Source organism: Cytobacillus sp. EB106-05-05-XG126, assembly GCF_058791715.1.
Map to the genome: position 1 here is coordinate 461,662 of NZ_JBYTDU010000001.1, position 13,890 is coordinate 475,551.

At 39.0% G+C, this 13,890-nt stretch carries 15 protein-coding genes and 1 pseudogene; 13 read left to right on the forward strand and 3 right to left on the reverse strand.

Going from position 1 to position 13,890, the window contains the following annotated elements:
* Positions 1–83 precede the first annotated feature (83 nt).
* Complete coding sequence (locus AC3WTL_RS02330) at positions 84–1,136, forward strand: tetratricopeptide repeat protein (RefSeq protein WP_492368912.1); 1,053 nt, start codon at positions 84–86, stop codon at positions 1,134–1,136.
* A gap of 68 nt (positions 1,137–1,204) precedes the next feature.
* Here AC3WTL_RS02330 and AC3WTL_RS02335 read toward each other — a convergent pair whose 3' ends face one another.
* On the reverse strand, positions 1,205–1,786 hold the full coding sequence (locus AC3WTL_RS02335; protein WP_492368913.1) for a biotin transporter BioY: 582 nt from the start codon (positions 1,784–1,786) through the stop codon (positions 1,205–1,207).
* Between the two features lie 131 nt (positions 1,787–1,917).
* Between AC3WTL_RS02335 and bioD the strand changes: the two genes are divergently transcribed.
* Together bioD and bioA are read left to right on the forward strand one after the other, a co-directional pair.
* A complete protein-coding gene (gene bioD, locus AC3WTL_RS02340; RefSeq protein WP_492369370.1) occupies positions 1,918–2,601 on the forward strand; it encodes a dethiobiotin synthase in 684 nt (227 codons plus the stop codon).
* Positions 2,594–3,955 (forward strand): adenosylmethionine--8-amino-7-oxononanoate transaminase, encoded by a 1,362-nt coding sequence (bioA, locus tag AC3WTL_RS02345; RefSeq protein ID WP_492368914.1) that lies wholly within the window; start codon positions 2,594–2,596, stop codon positions 3,953–3,955. The genes bioD and bioA overlap by 8 nt, the downstream gene beginning before the upstream one ends.
* Positions 3,956–3,982: 27 nt before the next feature.
* On the opposite strand, the gene AC3WTL_RS02350 is transcribed toward bioA, so the two are convergent.
* A complete protein-coding gene (locus tag AC3WTL_RS02350) occupies positions 3,983–5,086 on the reverse strand; it encodes a GIY-YIG nuclease family protein (RefSeq protein WP_492369371.1) in 1,104 nt (367 codons plus the stop codon).
* A 125-nt stretch (positions 5,087–5,211) separates the two neighbouring features.
* On the opposite strand from AC3WTL_RS02350, the gene AC3WTL_RS02355 reads away from it, so the two are divergent.
* From AC3WTL_RS02355 to AC3WTL_RS02400, 10 genes and pseudogenes are all read left to right on the forward strand, one after another.
* Positions 5,212–5,661: a glycoside hydrolase family 30 beta sandwich domain-containing protein gene (locus AC3WTL_RS02355; RefSeq protein WP_492368915.1), complete on the forward strand. Its 450-nt coding sequence runs from the start codon at positions 5,212–5,214 to the stop codon at positions 5,659–5,661.
* Positions 5,662–6,216: 555 nt separating this feature from the next.
* A complete protein-coding gene (locus AC3WTL_RS02360; RefSeq protein WP_404321947.1) occupies positions 6,217–6,696 on the forward strand; it encodes a hypothetical protein in 480 nt (159 codons plus the stop codon).
* 346 nt (positions 6,697–7,042) lie between these two features.
* Complete coding sequence (locus tag AC3WTL_RS02365; RefSeq protein WP_061794443.1) at positions 7,043–7,489, forward strand: YaiI/YqxD family protein; 447 nt, start codon at positions 7,043–7,045, stop codon at positions 7,487–7,489.
* A gap of 35 nt (positions 7,490–7,524) precedes the next feature.
* Positions 7,525–7,716 carry a hypothetical protein gene (locus AC3WTL_RS02370; RefSeq protein WP_048008527.1) on the forward strand — a complete coding sequence of 64 codons (192 nt, stop codon included), beginning with the start codon at positions 7,525–7,527 and terminating at the stop codon, positions 7,714–7,716.
* A 240-nt stretch (positions 7,717–7,956) separates the two neighbouring features.
* Positions 7,957–8,484 (forward strand): annotated as a pseudogene (locus AC3WTL_RS02375) (glycoside hydrolase family 30 protein); the annotation flags it as partial.
* Positions 8,473–8,745 (forward strand): glycoside hydrolase family 30 beta sandwich domain-containing protein, encoded by a 273-nt coding sequence (locus AC3WTL_RS02380; RefSeq protein ID WP_492369372.1) that lies wholly within the window; start codon positions 8,473–8,475, stop codon positions 8,743–8,745. The pseudogene AC3WTL_RS02375 and the gene AC3WTL_RS02380, both read left to right, overlap by 12 nt.
* A 176-nt stretch (positions 8,746–8,921) precedes the next feature.
* Positions 8,922–10,559: a hypothetical protein gene (locus AC3WTL_RS02385; protein ID WP_492368916.1), complete on the forward strand. Its 1,638-nt coding sequence runs from the start codon at positions 8,922–8,924 to the stop codon at positions 10,557–10,559.
* A 33-nt stretch (positions 10,560–10,592) separates the two neighbouring features.
* The gene (locus tag AC3WTL_RS02390) at positions 10,593–11,549 is read left to right on the forward strand and encodes a winged helix-turn-helix domain-containing protein (protein WP_492368917.1); all 957 of its coding nucleotides are present in this window, start codon (positions 10,593–10,595) and stop codon (positions 11,547–11,549) included.
* A 65-nt stretch (positions 11,550–11,614) separates the two neighbouring features.
* Positions 11,615–12,475 carry a gamma-glutamylcyclotransferase family protein gene (locus tag AC3WTL_RS02395; protein ID WP_492368918.1) on the forward strand — a complete coding sequence of 287 codons (861 nt, stop codon included), beginning with the start codon at positions 11,615–11,617 and terminating at the stop codon, positions 12,473–12,475.
* A complete protein-coding gene (locus tag AC3WTL_RS02400) occupies positions 12,475–13,002 on the forward strand; it encodes a hypothetical protein (protein WP_492368919.1) in 528 nt (175 codons plus the stop codon). The genes AC3WTL_RS02395 and AC3WTL_RS02400 overlap by 1 nt, the downstream gene beginning before the upstream one ends.
* Positions 13,003–13,138: 136 nt before the next feature.
* Here the strand turns inward: AC3WTL_RS02400 and AC3WTL_RS02405 are convergent, their stop codons facing one another.
* On the reverse strand, positions 13,139–13,885 hold the full coding sequence (locus tag AC3WTL_RS02405) for a hypothetical protein (protein ID WP_492368920.1): 747 nt from the start codon (positions 13,883–13,885) through the stop codon (positions 13,139–13,141).
* Positions 13,886–13,890 lie beyond the last annotated feature (5 nt).

The window sequence follows — 13,890 nt, forward strand, 5'->3', positions numbered from 1 at the left end:
TTCATTCGACAATATTCGCGCGAAACTGGCCGCTTATTTCTATATAGTGAAAAGTGTCAGGTTTAATAGATTGGGGTGTAAAGATGAGAACTTTAAAGATAAAAGACTTAACCCTCGACGCTCTGGAAGAGCTGGAACACGATCTGCATGAAAATGGGGAAAAAAGCGATTACGGCTATTACATGCAGCTGGTGATCCTCTATGAAACGATGTATAAAAAGCTTACAAATCTCGCCAGAAATAATGGCCCCTATTATGACAACGCCCTTCAGCAAACGAAAAAACTTCTGATATCCCATCTTATTAAATATGGAACCTACTTAAAAATGAATCACTTCAGAGATGACGGGGATGCTGTAGAGTCACTCCTCAAGGCAATTAGAGTGGAACAAAAGCTTCCAATAGCGTATTACCGTCTTGGCTGCCTCGCCTATAAACACGGCAAATACGGTTCAGCTGTCCGCTATTTCCAGCAGTCCCTAAGTCAGCAGCTCTCAGGTGACCCAAGATACAGCCTCAATCAGCAGCAGGAACTCCACGCCCATATGTATTTGGCCAACAGCGGGCTGCATGTTGCGGGCGAGACCTATGAAACGATGGGAAAACTCCCATATCTGGATCAGCTCCCGAACGCAGAGCTGTCCCCATTATTTGAAGCAATATCAGCCAATGAAACCTACCTGCATAACCACGCCTTCTACAAAATGACCAAAAATAAAACGGAAACCTGTTCAAAGGATACTTGTGAACACCTCTTTGAAAACAATGAAGCAGGTGAGCTGGTCCTGTACTTTAACGATCGTGAAAATATACTATTATTTAATGGTCAGGATGCCATCATCACTCCAACCGATGCGAATATGATCAGACATTTTATGCTGTGCTCCAGCAAAGAAAATCCAAGTACAAGAATTACTATGCGCGACTTCTTCGGAAGAACGGGGCGTGATGGGGAGGTAAAAAAGAGCACCTTCATCAAATCCATAGAAAGACTCAGAGCAAAATTACGGGATATGCCTGAGATGATTGATGTAACGGAAGACAGGGGAGAGACTGCTTATTATTATAATGGAACCCATCCATTTACCGTTCTCTTCAGGGTGGATGATGCTTTTGCGAATGAGTATGTGAACTGAAAATGCATGAATGAGGAGCCTAATGAGCGGTAATTTAAAACTTCTCATTAGGCTTTTTTTGAGGACTGTCACATCTCGGTGTTAAGATGATGTGTCCTTCTAAGTGCCTGTTTTAGTTTTGGAACAAGGAAGAAGGACAAAGCTGTTACAGCCAGGTCGAGAGGAAAATAGGCAAGCATCCAGCCCCAGGCCATACCGTAGCTAAATCCTGCCGGTGCATCTGCCCAAAGTAGAAGCGCAAAATACATCCAGTTGGTTCCAATTATGTAGTTGCAAAAAAGGCTTAAAGTTCCTGCCATAAAATAATGCTTTGGTTTAACCAGTTGAGAATCCCCAACCCATTTTCCAGCAACATAGGCAACAGCCACAAAAGACAGCACAAAGCCAAAGGTCGGGCTTAATAACTGGGCAGGCCCTCCTTTAAACTGTGCAAAAACAGGTGCACCTATTAAACCAGCAAACACATAGACCAGCATAGCAATGGATCCCTTTCTGCTCCCTAACACTGCCCCTGCTAAAATAGCAAAGAGAAACTGCATAGTAATAGGAACACTCCCGATCATGAGAAATGGGGATAGATTTGCGCCCACGCCCATCAAAGCCGCAAAAAGACCGCAAAGAACCAAATCCTGAGTCTTTAAATCTTTCATATAAACCTCCTTTTGTGTTAACCAAAAATATTTTAGGTTAACAATGAGTTGAATATAATATTCTCATATGTTAACTTATTTGTAAATACGGTTAACATATAAAAGGAGGAATAGTTATTAGAAGTCTCTTTATTACAGGCACAGATACTGACGCAGGAAAAACGACAGCTGCCGCTCTTCTTTTAGCGTATTTAAAAAAGAAAGGCATCCAGACGGCTGCATATAAGCCTGTGCAAAGTGGTGCTGAAATGATTGATGGCGTGCTTTGCGCACCGGATGTGGATTTTTATAAACTGGCCAATCCGGAATTAGCCGCTTCCACTACATATCTATTAAAAAAACCATGTTCTCCGCATCTGGCTGCAAGGGAAGAGGAACTAGAAATCGAGATTGATAAGCTCATTGAGCATTATCAGCGGCTGTCAAGGGATAATGAATTTGTATTAATAGAAGGCGCTGGCGGAGTCTTCGTTCCTTTAAGGGACGATGGATACAGCATGCTTGATTTAATGAAAGAACTGTCCGCTCCAGTTGTGATTGTGGCAAGGACCGGGGTAGGCACAATCAACCACACCGTTCTGACCGCTGAAAGATTAAAACAAGAAGGGATAAATGTGATCGGCGTGATCATGAATCAGATGACAATAGAGGATACAAAGGTTGAGCAGGACAACATACGAATGATTGAGCTTATGACCAGGGTTCCTGTGTTAGGGATGATCCCCTATTTAGAAAATCCATTATCCGCCTTTGGTGATTCAGAAATGCTTGACCATCTATTTTCAAAGCTAATGGAGGTTGACAGGAATGAGTGAGCAGGCAAATCTGTTAGAAAGCAGCATGAAGCATCTATGGCTTCCGTTTACACAAATGACAGACTATGAGAGAGATCCGCTGATCATTGAGAGTGGAGAAGGGATCATTCTGAAGGATATGAATGGGAAGGAATATCTGGATGGATACTCTTCACTTTGGCTAAATGTGCACGGGCACCGGAAAAAGGAATTGAATGAGGCGATAATGGAGCAGCTTGATTTAATCGCACATTCCACACTTTTAGGAGCAGCGAATGTACCTGCTATCAGGCTTGCTGAGAAGCTTATAGAGATCACACCGGAAAATCTGCAGCGGGTATTCTATTCTGATTCCGGGGCAACATCCGTAGAAATCGCCATCAAAATGGCCTATCAATATTGGCAAAATAAAGGAAAACATAAGAAAAAGAAATTCGTCACGCTCACGAACAATTATCATGGAGATACAATTGGAGCCATTAGTATCGGGAATGTTGATTTATTCCACCGCGTGTATGGATCCTTAATGTTTCAAACCTTAAAAGCTCCTTTTCCTCTCCAATACCGGAGTCCCTATTCAGGTGAAGCAGAGGTTAAAGAAAGGGCATTAACAGAGCTGAGAGCCATTTTCCGGGAACATCATGAAGAAATTGCAGCCATAACACTCGAACCGCTTATCCAGGGAGCAGGCGGCATGAATGTCATGCCTGGCGGCTATCTTAAAGGGGTAGAAGAGCTATGCCGTGAATTTAATATCCTTTTAATTGCGGATGAGGTAGCGACAGGCTTTGGCCGGACAGGAAAGATGTTTGCAGTCGAGCATGAAGGCGTTCAGCCGGATATCATGACCGTTGCGAAAGGGATCACAGGCGGTTATCTTCCGCTTGCTGCCACACTCACGACAGAGGAAATTTATCAGGAGTTTTACGGGGAATATGAAGAAATGAAAACCTTCTTCCATGGGCATTCCTATACAGGCAACCAGCTAGCATGTGCTGCAGCCCTGGCTAACCTGGAAATCTATGAAAAAGAAAACCTTGTCGAACTGTCCGCAAGAAAAGCAGAAGTCATTCAAACTGAATTAGCTGCTTTAGAAAGCCTCACGCATGTAGGAGACATCCGCCAAGTGGGACTGATGTGCGGCATTGAGCTGGTTCAGGATAAAGAAACAGGGAAGCCTTTCCCATGGGAAAAGCGGATGGGGTATCAAGCCACACTGGAAATGAGAAAAAGAGGCATGCTGACTAGACCGCTTGGGGATGTAATCGTCTTTATGCCGCCGCTGGCAAGTACGGATGGTCAAATCAGGCAAATGATTCAAATCATGAGGGATTCGATTGAAGCCGTGACTGAAAAGAACAAGTCGTTTGTGTGAGAAGAGTAGATGATTAGAAAAAGCCCCTTATTCCTTATGAATAGGGGGCTCGAAGTGTTGTGGGTTATTGAGTAAATTTTTTAATGCCATATCCAGGGCGGCATGGTTCTCAGAAGCCAGCCAGTTTTCCGGAATGATGAGATAAGAGCAGCTACCGCTGTGTAAATAACGGTAAATAATATGAGCTGCATCGATTTCATCTCTGCTAATGTCTCCGGCCGCATTTGCCTCATCTTTTTTAAAATAAGCTAAAATGTTCGCTTTTATTATTTCCTCCATGCTGCCTGCTGCTGCATAGCTCTGACTGAACAGAATCTCCGTCCTTTTTATAAGGAAAAGTTTAATCGTTGAATCTGCTAATTTTTCGATCGCGAGGATATTATGATTTTCTTCGGTGAATTCGATCACTTTTTCTTTTTTTAACAGGGAGCTTACTGCCTGTATATGATCCCGATAGGTGGAGGCCGCTTCAAAATCAAATGTTTCAGAGGCATTCCACATCATTTGATTCATGTCCTCGAGAATACTCATGTCAGTGCCTTTCAGAAAACCGATAAACCTGTCCAGGATGTCATTGTACTTTTGTTCCGCAGGACCGCCAAGACACCGGCCAAGGCAGGAGCCTAAGGAATAATTCAGGCAGGCGGAGTTCGTTCCATTGGGATTGCTGCAGTTCAGCTTAAAGCAGTCCTTTAACCCCCGGAGAGCTCGTTCCACATTTCTTCGGCTCGTAAAAGGGCCAAAATAAACCTTGCCGTCATTTTCAATAGGATTAAAGGCTATATCAATTTTACGGTGATTGCCGGAAAGGCTGATCGAGATATAAATGAATGACTGCGGACTCTTCATCATTCGATTATAGAGCGGCTTAATGTTTTTAATTAATTGGCATTCAAGCATAAAAGCCTCGAATTCAGTATCTGTCAGGATATAGTCAAAATCCCTTAAGTGTTTGACCAGCTTTTTAATCTTGGGAGAATGATTGTTGGAGGCCCTGAAATAAGACTGAACCCGGTTCTTTAGATTTTTCGCCTTCCCCACATACAGAACTTGACCCTGTGAATCCTTCATAAGATATACACCTGGAGTTAAGGGCAGGTTTTTTAACTTGTCTGGGAGATTAATAAGGATTCATTCCTTTACTGGGATATTTATTTAGTATTTTATCATGGGATGGGATTTGGGGGCTATTTCTCTGATTTGGGTGTTAGCATGGATATGTACTGCTTGTGAAGGCATGAATTTGAAAACTTAGTTTGTCAATTGCAACCGGAGGCCGTCAGGCAGGAGAATGGCATACCGGAAAGCGGTATGGCCGAAACATCATTGGCGACTTGAACAATCATCTTGAAGCATGGATTGACTGGAATCTCGTGCTGAATGAAGAAGGCGGGCAGAATCATGTGGGGAACTATTGCGATGCGCCGGTGATTGTGGATACGAAGAAGGATGAGGTACACTATAACAGCTCCTACTATTATATTGGGCATTTCAGCAAGTTCATTAAGCCTGGAGCCAGGCGAATTGGCAGCCAGACCTTGAGTAACCGCATATTGGCCACCGCCTTTGAGAACACCAATGGTGGAACGGTGGCGGTTTTGATGAAAGAGAATGATAGTAAAGAAGAAGTATCTTTATCCTTTGGGGGAAAAAGTATGATGCTGGTTCTTCCGGAGCATTCTATTGCGACGATTATTATTCATTGATCGAATGAAAGGGCCAGGCCCCGGCTATTTAAATAAGTTGCAGGTTGGATTTCTAATTTTTCGGGGACCCTTAAGACAATAAACGTTAAAAACACCCTTTTGCAGGGTGTTTTTAATTATGAGTTATTCCTAAGAGTAAGGGCCTGATCCCCGCTGATTAAAAGCGGACTGGCCCCCCTTTTCTTTATAGTAAACAAATAAATTCCTTTTTAGTAGATCTGGTAATTCACACTTTAAACAGCTAGTAAAGTAGGGTGCTAGTGAATACAAAGTTGAGTAAGCTAGAAAAGCAAAAGATAGTTTGGCGAAAAATGTGCCTTCAGCTAGGAAAATGACTTATACAAAACATAGATATTTGCATTAAATAAATAGAAGAATAACAGAAAAAGAGAGAACGATTATTTCTGGTGTTGTAATTTAATTTAGGAATTAGTACTCCTTAGCAGTCAATGATTAATAGATAGAAGGACATAAATTAGTATTATAGTCCTCGAGTAATTACAAATCAAAAAATAATCAATAATTTATCATTTAAATGGAAAGAAGGAATGTAAAATGCTTAGCTGCGAAAATCGGAAAGAACTAACTGTAAGCTCTGGTCCGATTCATATCCCTGCTTTAAATCAAGGGAACCTTGTGAATGACAGAATTGTCATTACTATTAAAAATCACTCCAATCAATCATTTCAAGCGAGCGTTATTGTTGAAGAATGCAGACCTGATTTAACCACCACAATTATGCTTCCGTCCGCTAGTAATATTAGAGAAAGAACGTTAGCTTCTTTTCCTAAAGAAACGATTCCTGGTAATAAGTGCAGAGTATATAATGTAGCAATACCAGTTAATTCGTTTCCCTTTATAAAAGTGAGTTCCAAGGGTGACTATGAAGCAATTGAAGGAAGACCAGCAGGTGGCAAACTGGAGATTAGCGTAGTTGCCGGCACCGGAAGAACCCTTACAGATCTTCCTGCACATGGACTGCGAATTGCTGATGCAGCCACATTTGTCCCTTATGGAAGCTGGTTTATTGAATAAGTCAAAATGATGTCTTTTGTTGTATAAAAAGGATAGATGTATACAGGTGATCATCCTGTTCATTTATCCTTTTTCTTTTACACCTATAAAATGTGTGACATTCTAATCAAGTATTTAGTTCTAAGGTATCCTAGAGATTTAATATAAGCAGATGATTTAGCTACCTATTTTGTAGGCCATTGAACGAACATTTGCCAACAAAATTCTATAAAGTATAATATGAGGATAGAAAAATACAGCAAAAGGAAGAACTCTTGATTATTTTTAAACAAAAGTCACCAGTCTCTTTTATAGTTGAAAAAGATTAAGTTAAATAGTAAGTCGAACTTCTTAACAGGAGGGAAAGATGAAAATTTATGTGGATGCAGATGCTTGTCCGGTGAAAGATATTATTATTGCAGAAGCAAGGGATTTTGAAATTCCGGTTATCCTTGTTACAAGCTTTTCTCATTTTTCTAATGCAGAACAGCCATCAGGAGTGAAAACCATTTATGTTGATTCTGGAGCAGATGCTGCAGATTATCGGATTGTGAAGTTAGTGGAAAAAGGAGATATTATCGTGACGCAAGATTATGGTCTTGCGTCACTAGGTTTAGCAAAAGGAATTATCGTCCTCCACCATAAAGGATTTAGATATACAAATGAAAATATTGATCAATTATTACAAACACGTTATTTAAGTGCAATGGCTAGAAAAAGCGGACAGCGAACGAAGGGACCAAAGCCTTTTACAGCAGAAGACCGGGAGCAATTTAGGGATCTTTTTAAACAGGTTATTTCACGTAAAATTTAAGCTAAACTTAGAGATTCAGAAAGGAGCTAAATATTTTGAAGTATTTAAAATCGCAAATGCAACAACTAATTAAGGAAAATAAAGAACTCCATACACGCTTTAAAGAACTGAAGGCTGAGCATGGTCTTGAGAAAAACAATGCCCTCAAGGCCTTGTACCATTCAGAAGTTGCGGATGGAGGAAAGTATCAGGTAGCTTACCAAGCACTTGATCAGCCCAAAAAGTAGACTCTTATATCTAAATATACTTACTAAAAATTCTGTTATAAATGCTGGATGGTTATAAGTGGATTAAGTTAGTGACCAAATTATGAAGTGGGTTGCTACGCAGTACAACGATACTGCGTATTCGAACGACATATATTTGTTCTCTTTGTAGAAGAATGTACTTATTAACGAGGGCTTGAGTTTAATAAATAGTAATCTTGAATCACATAGGGACGGTATAATTAGAAGTACATAGCGGCGATGGAAGAAGAAGGGGTGCCCATCTGGGGAATCACCATTCAGAATGAACCTGAAGCGAGGCAGGTTTGGGACTCCTGCCTGTACACAGGTGAGGAAGAACGGGATTTCATCAAAAACTGTCTTGGTCCATCCCTTGAGAAACATGGCCATGGTGATGTGAAGATTATCATCTGGGATCATAATCGGGATGTCATTTTCGACAGAGCCCAAGCCGTCCTGTCCGATCCAGAAGCTGCTAAATATGTGTGGGGAACGGGAGTCCATTGGTATGTGTCTGAGGAATTTGAGAATCTTTCCAGGGTTCACGATGCATTCCCTGACAAGCACTTAATTTTCACAGAAGGGTGCATAGAAGGCGGTCCTCAGCCAGGCGAATGGCATACTGGTAAGCGGTATGGTTGAAACATCATTGGCGACTTGAACAATCATCTTGAAGCATGGATTGACTGGAATCTCGTGCTGAATGAAGAAGGCGGACCGAATCATGTCGGGAACTATTGCGATGCGCCAGTGATTGTGGATACGAAGAAGGATGAGGTTCATTATAACAGCTCCTACTATTATACTGGTCATTTCAGCAAGTTCATTAAGCCTGGAGCCAGACGAATAGGCAGCCAGGCATCGAATAACTTTATATTGGCCACCGCCTTTGAGAATATTAATGGTGAAACGGTGGCGGTTTTGATGAATGAGAATGATAGCGAAGAAGAAGTGTCTATATCTATTGAGGGAAAAAGTATGTTGGTGGTTCTTCCGGAGCATTCTATAGCGACGTTTATTATTTGTTGATTGGAGGGCAGCCCTGACTGGGGCTGTTCTTTTTGTATTATTCCAGACCATGGCAGCTGGTTTTTGTAGAATGGTTTTTTTTTTTTGATTCCAATCCTCCTATTTAATTTTGATTGCTGAATTATTTGACAATTTGGTAATATTGAATTAGTTATAGAGAAATGGTGGGGGAGTAAATGGATACACAGACTCAAGAAATTTCAAAAGAAAGTATCATGAGTACATTCGAGAGGCAGATAAATCAATTAATAAAACAGTATGAAATAAAAATAAAAAAGTTAGAAGCTGAAAAGTTTGAACTTTTAGATGAAATTTTAAAATCTAAAAATCAAATTAAAGAACAAGAATTAAAAATAAATGAACTAATGTCCCGTCAAATTTTGAGTAATGAGGCAGCAAAAGATAATGAAAGTGAATTATTTTTAGAGTCAATTCAAAATTTGAGTGTTTCAAGAAGGATAAAAAAACAAATAGAATTATTGGAACAATATAATAAAGAAAACAACTATAAGTTTGTTTCATTAATATTTAACAATTTAAAAAAAGATTTCAATAAATTGGGTGAAAATGAGATTAGAAGATTAAATAAAGTATTGCTTGGTATGTTTTTGACTAAATCAAAGGATATAAACAAAATGACGGGATTGTATCAAGCAGCTTTAAACTATTTTAAAGAATCGTTTAATAATAAAGAAGTAAAGTCATTTATATCTAAAAATAGCGAGTTGCTAAACAGAAGATTTTTAGACATCAAGGAACATAGCGATATTATTGAATTAGCAAAAATATATTCGGCTTTTAAAGTACCGGCAGAAAGAGATTATTTAAAAAATATCCTTGAAGAATGGCCATTTTCGAAAGAGAGGATGGACGAGAAATCCTTAATTGAATTATTTTGGCTTTGTTTTAACCATGGATTAGAAAATAGATGCTTAAAGGCATTCGATGTACACTTCCCTTTTAAACTAAATACTGAACCCGAAATGAAAATTTATTTTTTATACAAAGATATGTTTGATGGAAAAGCAGACCCAGTGAGTATAGCTGATAAAATAAATGTGTTAAAAAAGAAAATTAACCGTTTTGATAACGAAGAACAAAATGTGATATTTAAATCCCTTTATAAACGAATAAATAAGAAGCTGACTAAAGTAAGAAGCAATAGTAAAGCAGTTATAAATTGCAAGCAGGGGAATATGGTGACAGAAAAAGTAAGGAAAATAAGCTTTGTTTCTAAATTGCCAAATGAAAGACAAATAGTTCCTGGTACAAATTATAAGTTGCAAGAAGAATGGGTAGACCTTGCAGTCTATAAAGACGCTTCACTAAAAGGGACCCCAATCTATACCTTTGTAAAAGTCTTGTCCCAAAATAGGATGGGAAAAGTTTATGTTACTCCCAGATTATTTCAGGCTATTAAATTTAAAATAGGCCAGAACCGCTATATCGATACTCGCCTATTAGATAATTCTAGTTCTTTCTCATGGCCAAGTACAGAAGTAAAGGGTAATACATCATCTTCATTGCAAGAGAATTCTACATTTAATGAAGAGAGTGAATTAAAGAAAGTTGGCTATCAGATAACCGGGTTATCTAAAGAAAAAAGGTGGGTTTACCTTGAAAAGGCAGTTCAGCAAATCGGTTTAAAGAAGGTGGCTTATACAATTGCTCAAAATGTAAAACTTAGAAAAGGACAGAAAAATGGAGAGAAGAAATTCAGTTACGCAATTTCCCAATGGGAATACGACCTGGCAAAATTAAAAAAACATTATTATAAAAATGACTTTTCTTGGCCGACAACAAAAATAAAATAAGGGACCTAAAATAATATAAAAAGGCGGAGGAAGATGACTAAGAACGTAGGTTACTGGCATAAACAAGAAGAAGCCTGGCTTGATAAAGAGGGCAGCATTGACGAGCAACTTTGGTATTCAAAGATGATAGAAATCTATAGAAATTTATCAAGACTTTCCCCGGAAGAGACATATTACCGTTTGTTGCTAGGTAAGTACCTCATGGAATATGCAACGGATTTAAAACTTCGTTATGAGAATTATCGCAAAGCAAAAGAGCTGTTTGAGAGCATCCTTGAGATAGATCCTGAGAAAGGACAGGCAAAGTATCATTTAGGGTACATATATTTCATGGATGAGTATTGGAGTGATGCACTGAAGTATCTTCAGGAGGCACTGGAAACGAAAGATTTAAGTAAGCAGCAAAAAATAAGAGGTCTTCTGGCGAGTGCCGTTTGTCTTCATAAAATACATAAAATCGATGAAGCCGAAGACCTATATCAGGAAGCAAAAAGTCTTGATAAAATTCATGAACACTCAACAGAGTTTCAATTAACAAGAGCACAAATGGCTGAGCTTCCCGAAGACAATCATAAACCTTATATAATACATACGCAGGATCAGCAGTTGAAACATATAAGTGAAAACGAAGCATATGATATTTTAGAATCTGGATCCAAGGAGTATCCAGTACTTGATCTTCGTGAGCCTGATCACCCGTTGTTTATTGCAAAGTGTGAAATTAATCTGCAAAGAAAGGAAGCTCAGCTATTAAGAGAACTGATTCTTAGCAGACAGGTAAAATCGAATAGTCAATTAAGAGAAGCGTTGTGGAGTGAGAGCAATAATCCACAGATTGTAAAGAGGTTTATCAGCAGCTTAAGGAAAAAACTTCAGGATTGCTTTGAAGAGCCTGTTTCAGAAGTTATTCTGACAGTGCCTCGCCAAGGTTATAAATGGACTTCATCAAAAACTGTTTCCATCATTTCCTTAAATAAAGGTGTATTTTAGAGCGGTCACTTTCAGGTGACCGCTCTTTTATATACTTTGATTAACAAAAGCAAAGGAGTGGTTTGGTGGAAAATAAAAACCTGATTTTTGTATATGGAACTTTGAGAAAAAACGAAGGCAATCATTTTTTATTAGATGGTGCAACCTGTATAGCGCAGCAGGCATGGACAAACGGAATGCTTTTTGATACCGGCTTCGGTTATCCTGCCATGATCATTCATGAGGAAGGCAAGGTATATGGCGAATTATATGAAATAAGTGATATGCAGCTGGCAAAGATTGATTCTCTTGAAGGTTTTGCCGGTGAAGGTTTAGATAATCTTTATGATAGACATACCCAGAAAGTTTACACGGAGCTAGGAGAAAAAGAAGCTCTTGTGTACGTGATGGATAAGAAAAAGACACACATTTTAAAAGAAATAATAGAATTGAGCGACTGGAAGGTATACCGCCTGCTCAATCAAAGAAACATCCTATATTTTGCTTATGGAAGCTGTATGGATGATGCCCGCTTTAAAAAAGCAAGGGTCATCCATCATTTTAAAAATGTTATGGGCCAAGGCATTTTGAATAGATATAAACTCTGCTTTTCCAGAAAAGCATTTGACGGTGGCAGGGCCGACATAGTAGAAGAGCCAGAAGCTGATGTCGAAGGAAAAGTATATAAGATTACACCTAAAGCCATCTCTTACTTGTACAAAAGAGAAGGAGTGAATTCAGGCTGTTACCGGCCGGCAGTGGTTCAAATAAAAATGGCGGATAAGGAACTACAAGATGCTTTAACATTTGTGGTTGTAGAAAAAGAAGAGGAATCGATCCCGCCTGCCCACTATATGGAAGAAATTATCCGCGGCGGAAAAGGCTTTCTGAGTCTTGGTTATATGAAAAATCTTGAATTGAAATTTTCTAAAAAGGAGATGGTTTAATGAGTACAATGACAGCTCAAATATTAATAGGCAATGCACATCCATATGATGGAGGCATTAACCCGAGGTACTCTATGTTATTATCCGAAAATGGCGTTGCTCAATGGACTCTTGTCTCAGCAGATTTATCCTCCAATAAAAAGAACTCCAATAAAATAGTTGCTCAATGGATTCCAACGATTGAAAATATGCTAGAAGATGCCTTTCTCATGATTGGTCTGTATGTTATGAAGGACGAAGAGTTAATTCGCCTGGCTAGTAAACATTTACCAAACAAATTAGAACCTCACTTGGCACTTTATGAAGATGCAGAAGAAAGAGGACTGGAGATTTTAAGAGAAAGAGCGAGGAAACTGGAACAACATTTCAAAATTACCATCTCCATCTTTTACGGCTCAACCATAATGAACCAATATCATGTTGTAGAAAAATACAATTTTGACACAGAAATATGCCTGCCGATTTATGCAAGAGAGTACTCATTGTGGAGCAAAAAGATGGAGGAAAGAGGATCACTGAGGAATTAATGAAATAATGCCTGCTCAAAAAAGGCTTAAAGTTTCTGAGCAGGCCTTTTGTTGCTAGAAAGTGCCAACCTCTGGAAGATTGGTACATCTTGACAATAAAATTCAAACTCAATATGATGACCATTGAGTTGGTATTTTAATAATTGGCCATAATTTCTTCCATTATACTCTTAGTTGTTTCATAATTTTTACCCACTAATAGTCTCTTCGTAGGTTTTTTGTTTTTAAAAAAAAACCTTAATTTTAGTTGGCGTATCTCTTCATCATTAACAAGTAAAATGTCTGCCATTTTTGAGCTATCTTCTTGCAGCAATAGAACATCGTATTTGTTCCCGCTTGCTGTTAAAAAAGCTAAGTTATGTGGGTGAAAATCTATTTTCCATGAATAGTTAAGTTCAAGATTCCCGAAGTATTTTTCATTTAAATATTCGAACCATACGGCATTATGATAGCTGGCAAAGTCTATTTTCGGCCTCACTCGGCCATGGCCATCACAGCTGCAAACTGTGCTAATACCAACTGTGCTTAATGCTTTGACTAAACTGGCTACACCAGATTCAAGTGTGATTGATCTTGCTTTAGGACCGTGTTTTCTTCGTGTGAAATTCCTCCATGATCCGTGTGACATAGATGTGTCTGCTTCATGGTTTCTCGCTGGCCAGAGTATTATGTCCTGGTATTGCTTATCACTAATTTGTTCTTCGACAGATAGGGTTTCGTCGGTCCAAGTATGTTTAATATTTAACTTTGTTAGTATACGAGATAAATCATCTTTGTCATTTTGATGGCTGCCTTTAGAGAGTGTAAAGCTAATCCCACTGGTACCTATTAAAAAGCCCCTCTTAAAAAGTGCATCTTCCAATCTTGTTTTGCGACTTATCATACTTC

Coding starts and splice junctions, on each gene's coding strand:
- AC3WTL_RS02330 (WP_492368912.1), top strand. CDS start 84: ATGAGAACTTTAAAGATAAAAGACTTAACCCTCGACGCTCTGGAAGAG.
- AC3WTL_RS02405 (WP_492368920.1), bottom strand. CDS start 13,885: ATGATAAGTCGCAAAACAAGATTGGAAGATGCACTTTTTAAGAGGGGC.
- AC3WTL_RS02335 (WP_492368913.1), bottom strand. CDS start 1,786: ATGAAAGATTTAAAGACTCAGGATTTGGTTCTTTGCGGTCTTTTTGCG.
- AC3WTL_RS02365 (WP_061794443.1), top strand. CDS start 7,043: ATGAAAATTTATGTGGATGCAGATGCTTGTCCGGTGAAAGATATTATT.
- bioA (WP_492368914.1), top strand. CDS start 2,594: ATGAGTGAGCAGGCAAATCTGTTAGAAAGCAGCATGAAGCATCTATGG.
- AC3WTL_RS02385 (WP_492368916.1), top strand. CDS start 8,922: ATGGATACACAGACTCAAGAAATTTCAAAAGAAAGTATCATGAGTACA.
- AC3WTL_RS02400 (WP_492368919.1), top strand. CDS start 12,475: ATGAGTACAATGACAGCTCAAATATTAATAGGCAATGCACATCCATAT.
- AC3WTL_RS02360 (WP_404321947.1), top strand. CDS start 6,217: ATGCTTAGCTGCGAAAATCGGAAAGAACTAACTGTAAGCTCTGGTCCG.
- AC3WTL_RS02390 (WP_492368917.1), top strand. CDS start 10,593: ATGACTAAGAACGTAGGTTACTGGCATAAACAAGAAGAAGCCTGGCTT.